The 17,087-nt window shown below is 41.8% G+C and carries 15 protein-coding genes; 4 read left to right on the top strand and 11 right to left on the bottom strand.

Annotation, left to right across the window (positions count from 1 at the left end):
- Window positions 1–34: 34 nt before the first annotated feature.
- From ACLS0A_RS03360 to seqA, 10 genes are all read right to left on the bottom strand, one after another.
- Entirely contained in the window at window positions 35–1,522 is a 1,488-nt protein-coding gene (locus tag ACLS0A_RS03360; RefSeq protein WP_416082390.1) for a carbon starvation CstA family protein, read from the bottom strand.
- 273 nt (window positions 1,523–1,795) lie between these two features.
- On the bottom strand, window positions 1,796–3,952 hold the full coding sequence (dnaX, locus tag ACLS0A_RS03355) for a DNA polymerase III subunit gamma/tau (protein WP_423105261.1): 2,157 nt from the start codon (window positions 3,950–3,952) through the stop codon (window positions 1,796–1,798).
- A 21-nt stretch (window positions 3,953–3,973) separates the two neighbouring features.
- Complete coding sequence (gene apt / locus ACLS0A_RS03350) at window positions 3,974–4,516, bottom strand: adenine phosphoribosyltransferase (protein WP_416082392.1); 543 nt, start codon at window positions 4,514–4,516, stop codon at window positions 3,974–3,976.
- 81 nt (window positions 4,517–4,597) lie between these two features.
- The gene (gene lpxM, locus ACLS0A_RS03345) at window positions 4,598–5,554 is read right to left on the bottom strand and encodes a lauroyl-Kdo(2)-lipid IV(A) myristoyltransferase (RefSeq protein WP_416082393.1); all 957 of its coding nucleotides are present in this window, start codon (window positions 5,552–5,554) and stop codon (window positions 4,598–4,600) included.
- A complete protein-coding gene (locus ACLS0A_RS03340; RefSeq protein WP_416082394.1) occupies window positions 5,538–6,329 on the bottom strand; it encodes a TSUP family transporter in 792 nt (263 codons plus the stop codon). Before ACLS0A_RS03340 ends, lpxM begins: the two co-directional genes overlap by 17 nt.
- 53 nt (window positions 6,330–6,382) lie before the next feature.
- Window positions 6,383–7,228: a penicillin-insensitive murein endopeptidase gene (gene mepA, locus ACLS0A_RS03335; RefSeq protein ID WP_416082431.1), complete on the bottom strand. Its 846-nt coding sequence runs from the start codon at window positions 7,226–7,228 to the stop codon at window positions 6,383–6,385.
- Between the two features lie 8 nt (window positions 7,229–7,236).
- On the bottom strand, window positions 7,237–8,319 hold the full coding sequence (gene aroC / locus ACLS0A_RS03330) for a chorismate synthase (RefSeq protein ID WP_416082395.1): 1,083 nt from the start codon (window positions 8,317–8,319) through the stop codon (window positions 7,237–7,239).
- A 20-nt stretch (window positions 8,320–8,339) separates the two neighbouring features.
- Entirely contained in the window at window positions 8,340–11,651 is a 3,312-nt protein-coding gene (gene mscK / locus ACLS0A_RS03325; protein WP_416082396.1) for a mechanosensitive channel MscK, read from the bottom strand.
- 1 nt (window position 11,652) lies between these two features.
- Window positions 11,653–13,071, bottom strand: coding sequence for an o-succinylbenzoate--CoA ligase (gene menE, locus ACLS0A_RS03320; RefSeq protein ID WP_416082397.1), 1,419 nt, complete (start codon window positions 13,069–13,071; stop codon window positions 11,653–11,655).
- 11 nt (window positions 13,072–13,082) lie between these two features.
- Entirely contained in the window at window positions 13,083–13,715 is a 633-nt protein-coding gene (gene seqA / locus ACLS0A_RS03315) for a replication initiation negative regulator SeqA (protein ID WP_416082398.1), read from the bottom strand.
- Between the two features lie 79 nt (window positions 13,716–13,794).
- On the opposite strand from seqA, the gene ACLS0A_RS03310 reads away from it, so the two are divergent.
- The 4 genes from ACLS0A_RS03310 (at window position 13,795) to fur (ending at window position 15,994) form a co-directional block, all read left to right on the top strand.
- Window positions 13,795–14,580 carry an alpha/beta fold hydrolase gene (locus ACLS0A_RS03310; RefSeq protein WP_330933775.1) on the top strand — a complete coding sequence of 262 codons (786 nt, stop codon included), beginning with the start codon at window positions 13,795–13,797 and terminating at the stop codon, window positions 14,578–14,580.
- Window positions 14,581–14,706: 126 nt separating this feature from the next.
- On the top strand, window positions 14,707–14,994 hold the full coding sequence (gene ybfE / locus ACLS0A_RS03305; RefSeq protein ID WP_126372036.1) for a LexA regulated protein: 288 nt from the start codon (window positions 14,707–14,709) through the stop codon (window positions 14,992–14,994).
- 2 nt (window positions 14,995–14,996) lie between these two features.
- Window positions 14,997–15,524 carry a flavodoxin FldA gene (gene fldA, locus ACLS0A_RS03300; RefSeq protein WP_416080363.1) on the top strand — a complete coding sequence of 176 codons (528 nt, stop codon included), beginning with the start codon at window positions 14,997–14,999 and terminating at the stop codon, window positions 15,522–15,524.
- Between the two features lie 29 nt (window positions 15,525–15,553).
- On the top strand, window positions 15,554–15,994 hold the full coding sequence (gene fur, locus ACLS0A_RS03295) for a ferric iron uptake transcriptional regulator (RefSeq protein WP_103852677.1): 441 nt from the start codon (window positions 15,554–15,556) through the stop codon (window positions 15,992–15,994).
- Between the two features lie 58 nt (window positions 15,995–16,052).
- Here the strand turns inward: fur and ubiG are convergent, their stop codons facing one another.
- Window positions 16,053–16,763 (bottom strand): bifunctional 2-polyprenyl-6-hydroxyphenol methylase/3-demethylubiquinol 3-O-methyltransferase UbiG, encoded by a 711-nt coding sequence (gene ubiG, locus ACLS0A_RS03290; protein ID WP_416082399.1) that lies wholly within the window; start codon window positions 16,761–16,763, stop codon window positions 16,053–16,055.
- Window positions 16,764–17,087 lie beyond the last annotated feature (324 nt).

Here is a 17,087-nt window from a genome sequence, read left to right as displayed (position 1 = left end):
AATTAAGTGCGGTTAAATTTTTGTGTATTTTTAATTAGCTTTTAACACTTTCCGAATCAGGATCACCGTTAGCAATCGGTTTTAACAAAGTAAAGAAACAAATCACTGCTAATACTGTTAAACCTGCGCCAACCCAAACAGATACATCGTAGCTTAAGCCTAAACCGATTTTCGCGTAAGCAAGGAAAGTGGCTGATACCATTGTCATAAAGATCGCTGGAATAGTACAAATCCAGTGGAATTTATGATAACGGTATAAATAAGCAGCGGCTGTCCATAACATTACCATTGCGGTAGTTTGGTTTGCCCAGCCGAAATAACGCCAGATCACTTGGAAATCAAGTTTAGAAATAATGAAACCTAACACGAATAATGGAATTGCGATCATTAAACGTTTTACTAAGCTACGTTGATCGATTTTGAAGAATTCAGCAATAATCAAACGTGCAGCACGGAATGACGTATCCCCAGAGGTAATTGGTAAGATCACCACACCAAGTACCGCTAAGATACCACCAAAGTAGCCAAGCATATGGGTTGCTGAATCATACACCACTTTTGAAGGCGTACCCGCTGTGATCGCATCATTCATTAATGCTGGGCTATCGTAGAAAGTTAAGCCTACCATACACCAAATTAAAGCAATCACGCCTTCACCAATCATCGCACCATAGAAAACAAAACGACCTTCTGTTTCGTTTTCCATGCAACGCGCCATTAATGGAGATTGTGTTGCGTGGAAACCTGAAACCGCACCACAGGCAATAGTCACGAAAATTAACGGCCAAATTGGTAAATCTTTTGGATGCATATTTTCAAAGAATTTCGAGAAGCTCATCTCACCAACTGTGTGGAATAAGGCTTTATCTTCAAACAATAAGGCAAATAACATTCCGAAAGACATAAATAGCAATAACGCTCCGAACAGTGGGTAAATACGACCAATAATTTTATCCACAGGCACTAGGGTCGCAATGATGTAATAACCAAAGATGATTGCCGTCCAAACTAATAAGGTGCTTTTCATCTCTAAGTTAAACATTTCACCCACATTATCCACCGTTAGGTTGGTTAATAAGCTAGCTGGTGAAATAACGAATACGACCCCAACAAGGATTAATAATACGAGAGCAAGCGCATTCATAAAATGCTTAACAGGTGCCCCCAAATATTTTCCTGCAAGGTTAGGCACAGATTGACCGCCATTGCGAACACTCAACATTCCGCAGAAATAATCGTGTACCGCTCCAGCAAAAATGCAACCAAATACAATCCATAACATTGCAACAGGTCCGTACAACGCACCAAGGATTGGACCGAAAATCGGACCTGTTCCTGCAATATTTAATAATTGAATAAGCCAGATTTTCTTTTTAGACATCGGCACATAATCCACGCCGTCTGCCATTGTGTGAGCAGGTGTTGCACGGTTTGGATTAATCTTAAAAACGCGTTCAACCACAGAACCATACAAAAAGTAGCCCACCAAAAGTAAGGCTACGCAGGAGAGAAACCATAACATAAAGAACCTCATAAAAATTAAACATAAAATTTCGTGCGCAAGTTTAACAAGAGTAAATCTAGTGTAAATATATTGTTGCATTTTATGTGATCTTCCGCACAGTTTTTATGCAGGGATTGAGAAAAAAGATCATCTAATTGGATCTATATACTTATTTATGAGTATATAGGAGAGTAAATATAAAAAAAATAAGGTGATGATTTATTAAACGATAAAAAATATCAGAATTTTATACCGCACTTTATTTTTAGGCATAAAATGCGTTTCAAATGCTTAAACTGGTCGAACACTATCAAGCTCCAATACGCCACCAAATTCTTCACAAAGGCGTTGCAAACGTTCATCTGCTTGTAAATTTTCTCGCGCTTGATCGCTTAGCTCTTGGTAGATTTGTTTGCGATAATCCATTGGTGTGAGTTGCTGAAAATCGGTATTCACATCCACAGAAACAGCTATATCTTGCTGATAAAATTGGCTGAGGGCATTTTGTAATTGAATACGCAGTTTTTCATTGTTGAGGTGCAATTTATCTTGACGCAAGCCTAAGCGAATTTGCTTTTCATCTTGGCTTAAAATCACGCAATTCATTGCCATTTGCTTTGCCAAGCCTGAAATATCTAGTTGCTCAATAATTTCCGTCCATTTGTCCTGTGCTTTTGCCATTGTAAGCACTTTTTCTTTTAATTCTGGTGTAGTGTTTTCCAAAATGGCTTTGCGGATTTCAGACAGTCTGGCACTATCCTGCTCCTCCGCCATTGCTGGATTGCTCCAATTCCAGCGGTAGTTTTCGGGCAAATTGAGATCCTCTTCCTGATCAAGATCAGCAGAAAAATCTGACGAATTTTGCACCGCACTTTCGCCCACCGGCTCACGCATTGGCGGAATCATTGCTGCTGATTGAGATGGTGCTTGAGAAATAGCGGATTGAGAAACAGACGGCTGAGAAGTAGCCTGATGAGTAGCTCGTGCCGTATTTTTTTGCTGAGTGAATTTGCGCTCTACCACAGGCAAGCTGATCTCTTGCGAGTGGTGAACCGCTGGCTCCGAAACTAGCTTCGCGTTATTGGCGTTAGTGTTTTTTTTTTCGCTTGTTGTGGGTTTAGAAAGCTGATCTAGCGCATCAAGCACATCAAAAGTAGAATCGCTTACTGGCGAAGATGAATGGCTTTGTGTGGAACGAACTGGCTGTCTAGCAGACGGCGTTGTTTTGGTTTGTGGCGCTGAATTTGCTTTGATCTGTTGTGATACAACAGGCATCTCCACTAATTTTGCCGAATTTTGCACCGCACTTTGCGCAGTATGATTGCGCTCATTCACTTGTTCCACTGGCTGCATAGCAGGAGCTGCTTGGATTAATTTAGGGTGGAAAGCTAAAGCACGCAATAAAATCATTCCCACACCCATTCGCTGATTTGGTGCGAAGGCAAGCTCTTTTTGTCCGTTTAAAATAATCTGATAGAAAAATTGCACATCTTCTGGTGGAAGATGTTTCGCCAAAAAGCCGATATGGCTTTCATCACTAATTTGCGCTTGTGGCAATAATTGACACATTGCAATTTTATGCAGATTTTCGGCCACCGCTTTTAGCAGTTCATTCCAATCGCTGCCTTTTTCCGCCACCGCTTGAATGGCTTTCATTAAGGCTTCACCATTGCCCTGCTGTAACGCGTACAAAATATCAATAGGCTGGCTGTCATCAAGCAAGCCGAGCATTGTATTTACCGCATCAAGGGTAATATTGCCGTTGCTCATTGCAATGGCTTGATCGGTTAAACTTAAGCTATCACGGATACTGCCTTGTGCCGCTTTAGCTAATTTTTCAATGGCAAGGGGTTCAAAGGGGATCTTTTCTTGCTGCAGAATAAAGGACAAATGATCGGCGATTTGTTGCTGATCGAGCGCTTTCAGATGAAATTGAATACAGCGAGATAAAATGGTAATCGGCAATTTCTGCGGATCAGTGGTTGCCAGCAGGAATTTGACATATTCAGGCGGTTCTTCAAGGGTTTTCAGCAAGGCATTGAAAGAATGGCGAGAGAGCATATGCACTTCGTCAATCAAATAGACTTTATAACGCCCTTGCACCGGTTTGTATTGCACATTGTCGAGCAATTCACGGGTATCTTCGACCTTAGTGCGTGAAGCAGCGTCAATTTCAATGAGATCGATAAAGCGCCCTTCTTCAATGGCTTTACAATGTTCGCAAACGCCACAAGGATTGGCCGTTACGCCTTCAACGCAGTTTAACCCTTTCGCAAATAAACGAGCAATGGAGGTTTTCCCCACGCCACGCGTACCAGAAAAAAGATAGGCGTGGTGCAGGCGATTTTCATTTAATCCGTTAGCAAGTGCGGTAAGAACAGGTTTCTGCCCTACCACATCGGAGAACTTTTGCGGTCGCCATTTTCTTGCTAAAACTTGATAACTCATTCCTTGCTCGCTTAGGATAAATTAGTGGCTTTCAAAATTCACTAATGAGAACGGGGTTACCCCTAAATTGCGTAAGCGTTGTTCGCCGCCAAGTTCTGGCAAATTAATCACGAACGCGGCATTTTTCACTTCACCACCAAGACGTTCAACCAACTTCACAGTGGCTTCAACCGTTCCGCCTGTGGCTAATAAATCGTCAATAATCAATACGTTATCGCCCGATTGAATAGAGTCTGTGTGAATTTCTAAGGTGTCTTGCCCATATTCTAACTGATAGGATTGCGCAATGGTTTCACGCGGCAATTTACCTGGTTTACGCACTAATACAAAAGGAATATCTAAGGCTAATGCCACAGGCGCGCCAAAAATAAAGCCACGGCTTTCTGTGCCGATAACTTTGGTGATGCCTTTGTCTTTATATTGTGCCACGATTAAATCAATGGTTGCCTTGAACGCCGCAGGGGTTTCCACAAGACTTGTAATATCACGAAAGATAATGCCTTCTTTCGGGTAGTTTGGAATAGATTTGATCGATGATTTAATCAGTTCTAATTGTTTGTTCATTTTATTACCTAAAGTGCGGTCAAATTTTCGACCGTTTTGCATAAAAAAGAGCGGCACGCATATTACCACAGATTATTCAATTTAACGATAAATATCCGCACCATCTTTTCGGGTTTTTAATAAACGCAAAATCCACACATACTGCTCTGGCGTTGGGGTAACAAATTGCTCAATTTCTTTGTTCATTTCCCGTGCCATTTGTGCAGGCTCTTCGCTAATTGGCATTGGTGGGTGAATTTCCATTTCATATTTACCACGCTCTGCGTTATAGCGCGGAAACATTGGGATCACCACAGCTTTTGCCAATTTTGCCATTTTATTCAAGCCCGGCAAGGTGGCCTTATAAGTGGCAAAAAAATCTGCATATTCACTTAATTCTTCGCCATAATCTTCATCAGGCAAATAATACCCCATTTCGCCTTTTTTTACTGCATTAAGAAAAGGTTTTATGCCATTTTGTCGAGCGTGCATTTTGCCACCAAAACGCTGGCGTGTCATCGTCCACAGCCAATCGACCAATGGGTTACGGTGGGGATTATACATTGATGTCATCGGCATTCCGTAGGTGTGCAAAATAATCCCCGAAGCATCAATCGCCCAGCCGTGAGGCACCATTAAAATAATGTTATGCCCTGCCGCTTTGGCTTGCTGAATATATTCCAGACCGATAAATTCGCTGCGTTGTTGTAGATGTTTTTTTGAACGTAACGCAATTTCACCAATGCCCAGCATCACTTGGCTGACGGTGATAAACATTTCATCGATTACTTTTTCACGCTGCTGCTCTGTCCAATCAGGGAAACAATATTGCAAATTTACCCTTGCGCGATGACGTTGTTTTTTCGCTTTTTGCCCAACGAGCAAGCCAATTTTCGCGGCAATCTTATCCCTTAAGCGAAAAGGCACAAAGGCGAATAGCGCCAAGGCGAAAATACCAAGCCAAACGCCCCAATATTTTGGCAATAAAAACGCCCATTGCCATTTGGGATCATAGCCCACGCGAGCGGTTAAGCGTACATCATCATTTTGTTGTGTCATAAAACCTCAACGAACCGAACCAGCCTTGATCATAAGCCATTTTGGCAGTCATAATAAAAGACATTATCACCACCATCGGGCGAATTAACTGTTTGCCTTTGCTTAGCACCATTTTTGCGCCTAAATTTGCGCCGATAATTTGTCCTAACATCATCACCAGCCCTGCTTCCCACCAAATTTGTCCACCAATGAGAAAGAGCAAAAGTGCGGCAATATTTGAGGTGAAATTTAGCACTTTGGCGTGAGCCGTGGCTTTCGCAAGATTAAAACCAAGCAACGTAACAAAAGCTAAACTTAGCAATGAACCTGTTCCCGGCCCGAAGAAACCGTCATAAAAACCAATTCCAAATCCTGCGCTAAAGGCAAAAGTGGCGTAAGAAATGCGTTTGTGCCGATCTTCATCGCCTAAATTTGGGGTGAATAAAAAATACAAGCCAATGGCTAGCACTAAAAATGGAATGACTTTTTTAATCAGCGCACTATCCACTAACTGAATAAGGATTGTGCCAAGCACTGCGCCGATAAAGGTCATTAGCACGAGCAGCCAAATTTCTTTTAAATCCACCGCTCTTTTGCGTAAAAAATAAAAGCTCGCTGAAAATGAGCCGCCACAGGCCTGCAGTTTGTTCGTGCCTAATGCCATCGCGGGGGAAATGCCAGTCATTAGCAAGGCGGGAATGGTAATTAAGCCACCGCCACCCGCAATGGCATCAATAAATCCAGCAATAAATGCCACTAAAAATAATAACGCAATAAGATTTAGGCTGATTTCCATTTTTCACTCCTATTTTCGCTCTTATGCTACTACCCTAATTGTTATTCTAGGGCTTATTCCAACCATTCGCTTTGATTTGGCGCGTGGCTTACTTGCTGACATAAAAATGGCTCAGGTGGACGCGCTTTTGGTTTGTTTGTTCCCGTTGAAGGTTTAGCAGGCTTAAACCAAGAATATAGCTCATCGCCACAGCCCTCGCCTGCGGGGACGGGCGCTTGATTTTCGCAGTAAGTCGCACCTTTCGGGCAAGTTAAGCGAACGTGAAAATGGGAATCGTGTCCAAACCACGGACGAATTTTCTGCAACCAACTGCGATCACCACGCACCGTTTGGCATAATTTCAATTTAATCGCTGGATTAACGAAAATACGCGCCACTTGCTTATCTTGCGCCGCTAAACGAATTAAATTGGCGTGATTTTCATTCCATACGGAATCATCAACACGTTGCGCTTTGCGATCCACCACTAACAAGCCCATTCCCGCTGGATTTTGTGCATCTTTATCGGATAAACGCCCTAAACGTAGCCAAATATCTGCGTCCAAGCCCATTTGGTGGCTGGCGTGTCCCGTTAAAAAGCGCCCGCCCCCCGGCATTGCAATATCGCCGATAAGCATTGTTGGAATGCCAGCGGATTTGGCTTTTTTGCCTAAGCGTTGCAGATAGGCGATCATATCTGGGTGGCCGTAATAGCGATTTTTACTCGTACGGATCACTTGATAGCCCTCGCCGTCAAAAGGCAAGGCTTTCGCACCAATAATACAGCCGTTGCTGTATGATCCCACAGGCGTTGGCTCGCCCGTAATAGGGCGTTTCACTTTTTGCCAATATTCAGGACTAGCCAATGCGGTAGTTGTAGAAAAAATGCCACAAAAAAGCACCGCACTTAATAATTTCATTGCGTGTTTCATTTACATTGAGCCTTAAAACGTAATAAATGATCTAACAGCACAATCGCCGTCATTGCTTCCGCGATTGGCACTGCTCGAATACCGACACAAGGATCGTGGCGACCTTTGGTGATCACTTCCACGGGTTCATTGTTAAGATTGACCGAACGCCCTGCAATGGTAATGCTTGAGGTGGGCTTTAATGCGATGGTGGCGATAATCGGTTGCCCTGAGCTAATCCCGCCCAAAATTCCCCCTGCGTGGTTAGAACAAAAACCTTCAGGGGTCATTTCATCACGATGCTGTGTGCCTTTTTGCTCCACTACTGCGAAGCCATCGCCGATTTCCACCGCTTTCACCGCATTGATCCCCATTAAAGCGTGCGCCAAATCCGCATCAAGGCGATCGAAAACGGGTTCGCCTAGCCCTACTGGCACGTTCTCCGCCACCACCGTTAATTTCGCACCAATGGAATTGCCCTCTTTTTTCAAGTCGCGGATTAATTCATCAAATTTTTTCACCGCACTCGGATCAGGGCAGAAAAATGGGTTGCCGTTTACTTGCTGCCAATCAATTTGAGCAATGTTTTCCACCGTTTTCGGATCAATTTTCACCGAGCCAATTTGTGAAAGATAACCACGCACTTCAATGCCAAAATATTCACGCAAATATTTTTTTGCTATCGCCCCTGCAGCCACGCGCATTGCTGTTTCGCGAGCAGAAGAACGTCCACCACCACGATAATCACGCAAGCCGTATTTTTGTTGGTAAGTATAATCGGCGTGACCTGGGCGGAAACGATCCTTAATTTCGCCGTAATCTTGCGAACGCTGATCGGCGTTTTTGATGATCATTCCAATGCTCGTGCCTGTGGTTTTCCCTTCAAACACCCCTGAGAGAATTTGCACTTCGTCATCTTCCCGTCTTGGCGTGGTGTAACGTGAAGTGCCGGGTTTACGGCGATCCAAATCAGGCTGAATATCTTGTTCGGATAGCTCAAGCCCCGGTGGTACGCCATCAACAATACAGCCCAGTGCGATGCCGTGAGATTCGCCAAAGGTGGTTACGCGAAAAAGTTGTCCTATGCTATTTCCTGCCATTATTTTTCCTTATTTATTCCTTATGATTTCGCTAAATTTTCTGACACGATTTTTATTTCTTGCGATGTAGTTGGATTTTTAATGAACACATCAAGCTGATTGAAGGCAATTTCCACATTATGCGCGGCAAATAGCTCATCAATACGGCGATTCACATAATCGATAGTTCGGGTGCGTTCATTTAGGTTACCCACATAAACACGCAATTCGTGATCCAAGGTACTTGCGCCAAAAGTTAAGAAGTATGCCACAGGCTCTGGATCTTTCAAAACATATTCACATTCATCAGCGGCTTGTAATAATAAACGTTTCACTAATTCTAAATCTGAGCCATAAGCCACGCCTACACTTAACACCACGCGCGTCATTGAATCAGTCAATGCCCAGTTGATCAAGCGTTCTGTTACGAAAGCTTTATTTGGCACGATCACTTCTTTTTTATCAAAATCGATCAAGGTGGTGGAACGAATGCGAATTTTCGATACCGTGCCTGAAAATTCCCCAATGGTAACCACATCGCCAATCCGTACTGGGCGTTCAAATAAAATGATGATCCCCGAAATAAAGTTGGCGAAGATTTCTTGTAAACCGAAACCTAAACCTACCGAAAGTGCGGCAAATAACCATTGTAATTTTGACCACGACATTCCTAACACGGAAAACGCTGCGCCACCGCCAATGGCAATAATAAAATAAGTCAGCAAGGTGGTGATGGTATAAGGCGTGCCTTGAGAAAAACTCATTCGCGAAAACACTAAGACTTCGAGCAAACCGCCAATATTTTTCACTAACGCATAAGTGCCAATGATAATAATCAAAGCAAATAATAAATTCAGCAAGGTGATGGACTCACTCACTGTGCCAGTTTCTGTTACCACCTGTTGTTGCCACAAGGTTACCCCTTCTAAATAATAGGCAACAGTGATGAGATCAGACCATACCCAATAAAATAAGCCAAATAATCCAACCCAAAGCAACAAATCCACCACACTTTTCACTTGGCTTTTTACTTGGGAAAGCGCAAGACTCTCTTCACGTGAATATTCAGAGTTCAGATCATTATTATTGTCTTCTTTTTGCGCTTGTTGTGCCTGAATTTTTTCTTGTAAGCGGCGATAAGCAAGGCGTCTTGCCGATACGGTAAAGCCACGATACACCACATCGCGCGCAATCATCCAAATTACCAACACAAAATAAGAGGAGATCAAATGTTCCATCAAATTCAGTGCGGTGTAATAGTACCCCATTACGATCAACACGATTAATGCGATCGGTGCGATCACTAATACAATGCGTGAAAACTTGAATAAATAGCTCCGCTCTCCCGCTTGTTCTTGGGTTTTCTGATAAATGCTTACTGCATAGCGTAACCGTGGCCCTACGATGAAAAGAGAAATCACTAAAATTGAGATGGTTAGCACTTCACCAATAACATCATTGGTAATTCCTGCATCTAAATTCGTAAAAATAGAAGCATTCAACCATAACGCATAAATCCAAACAGAACGTTTAGAAACAGAATAAAACAGCTGCACATTAGATTGCGGCATATTAAAGTGGCGATAGGCTAATCCATTAGGACGCAGCATTGCCAAGATAAAAGCAAAAAATAGCCAATACCCCGCCATTCTGAAAGACCACACCCAAAATGGTTCTGGCTTCTCAAAACAGATCGAGGCAATCAAAATTAAGGCTGACAAGAAAATGAAGGTGGAACGCAAGCATAAAATTAGCGTCCAAAAAATCGCTTCTGGTGTATAACGTTGTCGCTCACCTTTTAATGTATTGATCTTACTATTGATATAAGCCAAACGTTGAGTGATTTTCTCTTTTCGCCATTGAATAAGTGCGGTGAAAATCATTAACAAAATAACTAACACTGCGGTTGGCAGCAAGTTGTCTTTCCAGTTAGAAAAATTGATTAAACGCTTAATATCTTGCAACTGATATTTCACTTTTGGCAAGAAATTGGTAAACCAATCCATATCCAACGGCGGATTACTTCTCACCCAGAAACTTTGCTGTTGTAATTTTCCCTGCAAGGCATCACTAATTGCGGTAACCTGTTGCTGATTTAATTCAATATTAATGGCTAAATTTAGCTGATTATTCAAATTCGTAATAGAATCTGATAATAATTTACGCCGCTCTTGCAAAATTGTCGTAAGCTGGCTTTTTTCATCATCAGTTAAATGGGTATTCGTGCTTTTTTCTAAATTAGAAATATAGCTTTGGGTATCGTATAAATTATCCCGCAACTCTGTTAAATCAAAAATCTGTACGCGTAAATCGGTGATTTGTTTTGGCAAACCACGGATCATTTGATCCTGTGGTAACAGTTGTTTTTGCTTATTAATAATGCGCGAAAGCACCAATGTGCCTTGCAACGCACTAATTTGTTCATTAATGTTCCGTTCTGTTTGTTGCAAATTATCCAGCACGCTCTTTATTCGCAAACTATCTTGTGATAGTGCATTTAGCTGAGCGGTTTGTTTCACCAAATCTTGGCTAATTCGCACATTTTGGTTTTGCTGTTCAACAATAATGGGATTACTATCTTGTACATTCGTTTGCGATTGCTTTAACTGTTCTGCTTGTTGGCGAGTTTCTTGCAAATTCTTTTCATTAATCACCTCTTGCAACATAGAAAGCTTAGTTTGCAACTGTTGTTGCATCAAATTTTTTTGCTCTAATTGGATTGTATAAAGCGAGGTAAGATCATTGTTGCCCTGCAACAACATTTGGTTATAGGTGTTTTGTAAACCGATCAAGACCAGTTCAGTTTCTAATTTCGTTTTTTCAACCGAATCTGCTGCTGTAATGCCAAATAGCAATTTATCAATTTCTTGTGAACGAATTAAATTTGCACTCAAGGCAGACTGCGCACGCTCTGGTGCAGCTCGCTGACTTACTAACTGCGCATTAATTGCTAGCAAATCCGTCTGGATTTGTTGCAAATTTTGTTGCGTGGCAATAGATTGCGTTTGTAAATCGGTAAGTGATAATTTCTCGAAATCTTGTAACGTAACAGGAGCGGTATTTTTTAATTTATCCACCGCAACTTGTAAATCTGCAACCTGTTTCGGGGCGTTATCTACCGACTTACTTAATGAAGCGTTATCGGCTTTTTGCTTTTCAATATTTCCAAGCAAAGTAAGCGTTTCTTCTAGGTTTTGTACCAAGATTTTATTATTCACATCACTTTGATCTGCCTCTTTCGCTGCAGCAAGCTGTGTTTGAATATCCGCTTCTTTTGGTAACGCCGCCCAACTTGCAGAAGCCCAAATCAAGGACAGAAAAAAGATCGTAAAAATACGCTCAATCAGTTTCATTTTATTTTCCTAGTAATTCTTTTAACGCCATTTTTAACGCATTGCGTGAAATTTTAATTGTTCCCTGCTGCTGGCATTGTGCCACATCTAGCGGAAAATAGCGTATGGGTTGCTTAAATTTTTCTAATCTTGTGGCAAGCCAAATTTGCAAATTTTCCACCGCACTTTGGCTAAATCCATTAGCAAACTCAACCATTGCTACAGGTCGCTGACCAAATTCGCTGTCCTCCACTGGCAGGATAAATACTTGTTTTATTTCAGGATAATGCAAGATTATCCGTTCAATCTCTTCAGGCTGAATATTCTCACCACCTGAAATAAACATATTGTCTAAACGCCCTAAAATGCGTAGCTTGCCATTTTGCCATTCACCCAGATCTTTGGTATGAAGCCAGCCGTCTTGTTGCACTAAGGGCAATATTTCGCCCCGTTGCCAATAGCCTAGCCCTAAGCCTGCGCCACGCAAGCAAATTTCACCGTCAATGAGTTCAAGCTCTCGTCCTTTAAGTGGCAAGCCGACGCCATTATATTGATCACTTTTTTTCGCGCAAACCGTGGACGCCATTTCCGTCATTCCATAGCCTGAATAACAAGTCAAATGATATTGCACGGCTTGTTGCGTTAAGGCAAGGGGAATATGGCTACCGCCCAATAAAATATGTTGTGTGTGAATAGTTTGTTCAGGGTGTTGCTGTAAATAAGCGATAAACCGTTGCAACTGGGTTGGCACAAGAGAAAGATGTGAAACACCAGCCGCTTCCGTATAAAAATCTTCATTTGGCAAATGCAGCCTTGCCCCTGCGTACAGCCAGCGCCACACAATGCCTTGGCCTGAAACGTGATATAAAGGCAAAGAAAGCAACCACGCATTTTCAGCCCCAAACGCCATTAATTCGCACACGCCTTGCGCATTATCCAAATGCCCTTGTACAGTATGCACCACGGCTTTAGGGTTGCCCGTTGAACCTGATGTAAGCGTCATTGTAGCGGGGCGGTTAGGATCGTAATCCACCATTGCCTGTTCTTTTAATGCGGAAAAAAAATGTGGCAAGTCCGATGAAATCAAAAGTGCGGTGCAATTTTGCAACGTTTTTTCGCCCTTAGGATCGTAATAAAACGGCACTGCTGCATTTTCACATAATTGCGTGATCTTTTCTGCGGGAAAGGCAGGATTAATCCCCAGCACTCTTGCACCAAGCTGAATCCCTGCCAAATAGGCAAGCAATAAGGCAAAACTATTTTTTCCGCACAATGCGATGCCATCGCCAGCGTTTACCCCTTGCTGAGAAAACGCATAAGCCACAGCATTAATTTTTTCGCTAAGTTGTCGCCAAGAAAAAAGTTCGCCTTGCTCATTACGCAAGGCTACTTTATGTTGATAATCAGGCTGAGCGGCATAATGTTGCCAAAGATATGTCATTGTAATGCCAATTAATTTGCAGTGAAAAACGACCGCACTTCATCAATTAATTCTTCTGGCAAGTGCATTGATTGCATCGCCCCTTCCAGCATTAACATCTTGCGCCCGCTGTTCGTATTGGTGATCACCCAATATGGCGTATCAGGAATTTGTTTTGGTTTGGTGTGATTACCCGCCATTAATAAGGTGCCTTCATCGCGTGCAAAGTAAACGCGCGTACGGCCTTGCAAAGATTCTGTTGCCTGCGCAAAACTTTCTGGATTGGTGCGATAAAGCACGCGTAAAATGGCTAAAAAACGCACTACGGCTTTGCTTTCCTGTTGGAAATCTGCCGACTGGATCAATTCACGCACTTTGCCCACCACTTTTTGGATCGCTTCATCAGATTGCTTTTTCGTGGATACTTTTTCTTTTGCCGCTGGCTTTTCTTCCACTTTTTCATTCGACTGTGCAAATTCATTGGAAATTTCCACCGCACTTTGATTATCAGCAGCAAGGTTCGGCGCAATCGCCACGTTGTTATCCGCGCGCACCGCAGGAAAATTGAGTAAACGGCGTAAAATATCAGAAGCACTCTCACCGATAGATCGGGTTTGGCTGGCTATGTATTGATAAAGTTCTTCATCTACTTCAATAATTTTCATTTTTTCTCTCCAGTTGCTTGATCTCTTTACGCTTTTACAACATTATAGCGATTTATTTTCAAATACTCACGCAAAAATTATGTCGCAAACGCAATTACTCAATTTTCAATTTCATCAATTAAAACAACCGACTAGCAACCCTACCTTGGTGTTTATTCACGGCTTATTTGGCGATATGAATAATTTAGGGGTGATCGCTCGCGCTTTTGCGGAACATTACCCTATTTTACGCGTAGATTTACGCAATCACGGGCAGAGTTTTCATTCTGAATCAATGAATTATGAATTAATGGCAGAAGATCTATTGGCGACCATTGAACATTTAGAGCTAAAAAAAGTGATCTTAATCGGCCATTCTATGGGCGGAAAAACCGCAATGAAAGCGGCCGCACTTCGCCCTGATTTAGTGGAAAAATTGATCGTTATTGATATTGCACCCGTGAAATATGGCGAACACGGACACGATAGCATTTTTGCTGGATTATTTGCCGTGAAAGCCGCGCAGCCTGAAACTCGCCAACAGGCTAAACCGATTTTAAGCCAACATATTCCACAAGAAAGTATTCAACAATTTATGCTGAAATCCTTTGACGGTCAATCGGCGGAAAAATTTCGCTTTAATTTGACCGCACTTCAACAAAATTATGCCAATATTATGGATTGGCAAACTTGTTTTTACCCCAATCCTACCCTATTTATTAAAGGTGGGCAGTCGGATTATATTCAGCCAGAATATAGCGAGCAGATTTTAGCGCAATTTCCGCAAGCCACGTCCTTTACTATTAACGGCAGCGGACATTGGGTACACGCGGAAAAACCAGAAGCGATCATTCGCATTATTCAGCGTTTTTTAGATAGCCAATAACAATCTCACCAATCAAAGGTTGAGGGTTTTAATCAACTATGAATTGTGATATAGTTCGCGGTCATTAGTAGTTGTAGCTTATCATTCTCAATTAGCTACATTTTAACCAGTTCAGTGATTTGAAAAATGGCAAAACAAGATGCAGATTGCATAACCTTAGATCTGTTTGCTAACACACCCAAAGTGGGACGCCCAAAAACAAATCCGCTGACCCGAGAACAACAACTCCGTATCAACAAACGCAATCAGCTTAGGCGGGATAAATCCTGTGGGCTAAAGCGTGTTGAGCTAAAATTGCATACGGATATTGTTCAAAAATTAGAAGATTTAGCGTCTGTACAGCGTGTTAGTCGTTCAGAGTTAATCGTAACGATTTTACAAGAATATTTTAAATTTCAAGAACATAGGAAATAAAAATGGCTATCGTTGGTTTATTTTATGGTAGTGATACGGGCAATACTGAAAACATTGCACGAATGATTCAAAAACAATTAGGCTCAGAAGTGGTGGATATTCGTGATATCGCCAAAAGCACAAAAGAAGATATTGAAGCCTATGACTTTTTAATGATTGGTATCCCAACTTGGTACTATGGCGAAGCACAGTGCGACTGGGACGATTTTTTCCCAACCTTAGAAGAAATTGACTTCACCGATAAATTAGTGGCTATTTTTGGTTGCGGCGATCAAGAAGACTATGCTGAATATTTCTGCGATGCAATGGGAACAGTGCGCGATATTATCGAACCGAAAGGCGCGATTATCGTAGGTCATTGGTCAACAGAAGGTTACACCTTTGAAGTTTCCCAGGCATTGGTTGATGAAAACACATTCGTTGGTTTATGTATTGATGAAGATCGTCAGCCAGAACTCACCGCAGAACGTGTTGAGAAATGGACAAAACAAGTTTTTGATGAAATGTGTTTAGCTGAGTTAGTTGAATAACCCACCAAGAGCAAAAGAAAGGAAACATTATGTCTGAAGAAAATATCAAACTTCTTAAAAAAGCGGGGTTAAAAATCACCGAACCACGCTTAACGATTTTAGCGTTAATGCAAGAACATAGTATGTCGCATTTTTCTGCAGAAGATGTTTATAAACTATTGCTTGAACGTGGTGAAGATATTGGCTTAGCCACCGTTTACCGTGTGCTTAATCAATTTGATGAAGCAAATATCCTGATTCGCCATAATTTTGAAGGAAATAAATCCGTTTTTGAACTTGCGCCGAGCGAGCATCACGATCACATTATTTGTGTGGATTGTGGCAAAGTGTTTGAATTTAATGATGAAATCATTGAACAACGACAAAAACAAATCAGCGAACAACACGGCATTAAATTAAAAACTCACAGTTTATATCTTTACGGAAAATGTAGTGATATTGACAACTGTGATGAAAAAGAGAAAAAATAATCTCGTTTTCTCCAAAAATTTACAAAAAAATCACCGCTCTTTAAAAGCGGTGATTTTTTTATCTCATCTTAAAAGTTGCTATATAATTGGCGCTCACGTCCTGATTTAATTTAAATGTTCCTGTTAGTGGATTATAGTGATAACCCACCATATTCACACATTCTAACTTTGCTTTGTCTGTCCACGCCAAAAGTTCAGCAGGCTTGATAAATTTTTCGTAATCGTGCGTGCCTTTTGGTAGCATTTTTAATACATATTCCGCACCGATGATCACTAAAGCCCAAGATTTCAAGGTGCGATTAATGGTGGAGAAAAACAGCACGCCATTTGGCTTTAACAAGGCTTTGCAGGCATTGATGATCGAGCTGGGATCGGGAACGTGTTCCAGCATTTCCATACAGGTGATCACATCAAATTTTTCCCCACCAAGTGCGGTGTGTTTTTGCAGAAAATTTTCTACTGTGGTTTGTTGATAATCAATGCTTAAACCGCTTTCTTGTGCGTGTAATTTCGCCACTTCAAGGGGGGCGGTGGTCATATCAATGCCTGTTACTTTCGCCCCTTGTTTTGCCATTGCTTCCGCTAAAATACCGCCTCCGCAGCCCACATCGAGCACATTTTTACCAAACAATCCCTCCGCTTGCTGGCAAATATACGCTAAACGCACTGGATTTAAGCGGTGAATCGGCTTGAAATCCCCTTCAGGATCCCACCAAGTTTCGGCCATTTTTTCAAATTTTTCGAGTTCTTGTTGGTCGATGTTTTGCATTATTTTTCTCGTCTTTTAAATTTCGTTTTTCTTTGGTTCTGATAACGGGTTTCGCCGTTGGCGACTTCCTTTTTTTTGCTTACCCAAAAGAAAGGAAGCAAAGAAAAGGGAACCCCGATCAAACCACTTTTCCTCATCCCAATAAAATTTTCTTCACGAAAAGTAAGCCCATACTCGCTACGCTGCGTTCAGGCGTTACTTTTCTAAAAATTTTATTGGAATGACGGCGGTTTGGACGGGGATTATATTACAAGTGCGATGGAAATTTTTAAAATTTTGTGGAAAATGACCGCACTTTATGGTTCTAATAGCTATTTTTCTTGT

Origin of the sequence: Avibacterium volantium (genome assembly GCF_049366555.1) — a bacterium.
Classification (GTDB): Bacteria; Pseudomonadota; Gammaproteobacteria; order Enterobacterales; family Pasteurellaceae; genus Avibacterium; species Avibacterium volantium_A.
Note: the sequence above shows the minus strand (reverse complement) of the source record. Positions and strands in the feature narration are given on the sequence as shown.